Origin of the sequence: Bacteroides sp. (assembly GCF_028690125.1) — a bacterium.
In the GTDB taxonomy this organism is placed as follows: domain Bacteria; phylum Bacteroidota; class Bacteroidia; order Bacteroidales; family Bacteroidaceae; genus Bacteroides.
The window spans coordinates 1-3,701 of sequence record NZ_JAQVBV010000119.1; the positions used below are offsets into that span (position 1 = coordinate 1).

Consider the following 3,701-nt stretch of genomic DNA (forward strand, 5'->3'; position numbering starts at 1 on the left):
ATAATAATCTATATAAGCCATGTTTTATGAATTTAATCGTTTATTATTCATACCGCAAATAACACACCAACAGGTCTTTTTGATGTCTATTTTAGCACAATTTATCAGTAGTTAATATCCTTCTGTTCCAACATCCGGAAGTCCTGCTTTTTCATACCCAAATCATCCAAAGGACGAGGTTCATTGTGATCGTTCAGATATACCCTCGGTTTCATCATATAAAGTGGACTTGCCACTGATTGCGAATCATCCCGATAAGCAGTCTCCACTCCTCCTAAATACAACATTGTAGGGAAGAAAGAACTGCTGGAAGAAACGTTTTCATTCTGATTCTTTGTAAGCCCTTCCCAATGTTCCGGATATGTTGTCCGATAACTTTCGGACATCCAGACTAGAAAAGGTACATGAAGTTGATAATAAGAAGGAACAGGTGAAGCGTGCAGAAACAAATGGCGGGAATCATCAAAAATATCTTCCCCATGATCGGAAGTATAGATCATGGCCGCATTCACTTGCTGCTTTTCTAACATACCAATCAGTCGTGCCAGAAAGCCATCCGTATAACGAATCGAATTATCGTACGCGTTTATCAAATTATCCCTATACTTTCGCTCTGCATCAGCAGGATAATCCGGAGTAAAAAAGGCACTTTCTGATGGATAGCGTTCGCGATAATTGAAATGTGAGCCATACGTATGGAGTACAATAAACTGTTTATTCCCTTCTTTGGCTAATTCCTGCTCTACCAACTTCAACAATTCGTCATCAGAAGGATTATATTTTAAACTGATGGAATCCTCTTTAATAAAATCAGAAGTGTCAGCTTCCATTCCGAAGAAATCAATAAAAGAACGGTTATAGCGTTGATTAGAGAAAAAAGCAGTTTGAAAACCTGCCTCTTTAAAAGCGGTTATGATTCCTTTCTGATGATAAATAGAATCATAGTTGCAAGCTGTTATATCCGAGAGCAGCATTGGTACACTTTTATGGGTAGTATTCGATTCCGTCAGCACTTTTGGAAAAGCGATTAGCCCCGACTGCTTTGACAGCTTCGGATTCGTCTCCCTTTCATATCCGTATAGTTGCCAATTCAAGGTACGGGAGGTTTCACCTACTACCATAACATACACTTCGCGTTCATTCTCCGGATGTGTAGTCCGAGCGTGAAATGAGAAATCTTTTGATGTCTCATGATAATTTTGAGTCAATGCATTCCGTTGAATAGCCAATGCTACGTTATAGCATACATTCACCGGATACAAATCCGATTTCAGTTCATAACGGGAATCTTGTATATAAGCTCCCACAAGACTAATAAGTGAAATACCCAGAACTATAAAAGCCCTTTTTCGTTGCCTATGTATAAATCCGATAGAAAGTCTTCGCTTCTTAACGATTGAAATCATACCCAATACCAACGCCGGAACATAAAGAACAATCACAATAATAACAGCAGGGATCAGATTATCAAGTAATTCCAGTGCTTCACTAGAATTGGTCGTTGCCAAATTCAGAAACATATCGACAGCGATAATCGACTGACCGAATAAGTAAAGCAATACGATCTGAAAAGCACCGAAAAAAACAAATAAGAACAAAATCCATAACATTTTCCCACAATTCCGGGATAAAGTCATTAACACATAATAGCAAGCGAAAGGCAATAACACATTGCACACTTTTGCCATCAATGGTAACGGCTCTGTAAAACAAAGAACAATGTTAGGCACTATCAATATAAACAGGAACATATAAAATAGGTGTTCCTGATTTTCTAACCAATTCTTTATACTTTTAAAATGCTTCATTTATATTAAATATAAATCCGGTCTGGTGTTTACCAAAACCTAAATCCAAACGTACATTTACTCTTTTCTTAAACTCCCAACGATAACCAAAGCCGTAATTAGGAAGAATATGTTTTGAAGTGAATCCTGAGAATTTAGGAAATATCGTTCCCGCTCCTACCCATACAGCCACCCCATTCCTTTTCCATACGTGCTGCCGGAGTTCTATTTGAGCGTCCATCGCACACTTATCACGATAACGTCCTTCATAATAGCCACGCATTGAATAGGAACTTCCCAAAGTTGCCATCAATCCCCAGGGAGGATTACCATAATTCAGTAAAGTGTGGAACTGTCCAGCTAATACTCCTCCTTTCCATACCGTATGGTAATAACTGGTAGTCAATTCGGTGCTGCTAAAAGCGTATTTATTACCCAAAAATGACGGACTAAACCGTTGGTCAATTCTTAAATAATATCCTCGATAAGCATTAGTCAGGAAATCACGTGAATCATAAAGTAAAGAAAGCCCCAGACTTACATTAGTCGTCCGCGCTGCCATTCCTTCCCAGAGTTCCGGTTTTTCAAAGTCACGCCCGTCAATATAGTCAAACACTGCCATTGGCCCTATATATAGATTCTTGGCAATACGGAACATAAAATCTGCTTTCACCTGAGCCTGAAAACGTTTATAGTCACTTTTGTTGGCCGAATTTGCTCCATTATCATATCCTTGTCCCCAATAAAAACTGGGAAAAGAATAAAAATAAAGATTATAATTCAAGCGATATTTCTCTTGAGGAAACAAATGATTTCCCCGTATCCCCAACAGATAAAATCCAACTGTAGAGACATCTCCGTAAAGAGAAACATTGGAAGGAGGTAAAATTGTATCATTTCGGTCGGTACGGTACAAACCTGCGGCTACCAGTCCCAAACCAAACTTGGTGTCACTGGAATAATGGGGCCCACCTATCACACTAAAGTCAAACTTCTTATTTTTCTTTTCTTTATTGGCATCGTTGAAGTAATCAAGAAATTTTTTGAAAAAGCTACGACTAACCGGAATAGAATCGGCAACAGATACAACTGAGTCTACTGGTTGTTCTAAGAAAGTAGAATTTGTTTGTGCGCTTAAAGTCGTTTGTGTGAGTAATAGCAGCACTAAAAATATATATCTGTTTAGCCTAGTGTTCATATATAATAATAAGAAGAGAAGTCTGGGACAAAGTTAATTCCAAACTTCTTATTACAACACGATTACAAAGGCTTTTGTTGTTCTATTTTTCTCTTTTAACGTTTGAAAAGTCGTATAAATTCAGCCACATCTTCATCCGTTGTATCAAAAGATGTCACCAGACGAATTTCATTCTTTTCTTCATTCCAGAAGTAGAAGAAGTAAAATTGCAGCATTTGGTCAATAAGAGGGCGGGGCATTGTCAGGAACAACTGATTACTTTCAGCTTTTTGCGTAAAAATAACTTCCGGACACTTCTTCAACTCCTGATAAAGTTTTGCCGCCATTGCATTAGCATGAGTTGCGTTTCTTAACCAAAGGTCATCAGTCAGATATGCAGTAAACTGGCAGGAAAGATAACGCATCTTTGAAGCCAATTGCGCAGACTGTTTCCGAATAAAACGAGCCTCGCGTTGTAGGTCCTTATTAAATACAATAACACACTCACCCATCATCAAACCATTCTTAGTACCACCAAAACTAAGAACATCCACTCCACAATCTATGGTCAATTCACGAAGAGAAAGATTCAGTGCAGCACAGGCATTCGCTATTCTTGCTCCATCCATATGGACATACATACCATTCAGATGGGCAAAGTCCGTCAGTCGTTTTAATTCTTCAGGAGTATAAATTGTTCCGAGTTCAGTACATTGAGATATATAAAGAGCTTTGGG

The 3,701-nt window shown here is 38.4% G+C and carries 3 protein-coding genes; all 3 read right to left on the bottom strand.

Annotation, left to right across the window (positions count from 1 at the left end):
* Positions 1 to 104: 104 nt before the first annotated feature.
* A complete protein-coding gene (locus PHO71_RS25610; RefSeq protein ID WP_300209011.1) occupies positions 105 to 1,808 on the bottom strand; it encodes a lipid A phosphoethanolamine transferase in 1,704 nt (567 codons plus the stop codon).
* On the bottom strand, positions 1,795 to 2,985 hold the full coding sequence (locus PHO71_RS25615) for a BamA/TamA family outer membrane protein (RefSeq protein ID WP_300209012.1): 1,191 nt from the start codon (positions 2,983 to 2,985) through the stop codon (positions 1,795 to 1,797). Before PHO71_RS25615 ends, PHO71_RS25610 begins: the two co-directional genes overlap by 14 nt.
* Positions 2,986 to 3,080: 95 nt before the next feature.
* Positions 3,081 to 3,701 (bottom strand): low specificity L-threonine aldolase (locus PHO71_RS25620; protein ID WP_300209013.1); only part of this gene is annotated, 621 nt, incomplete at its 5' end.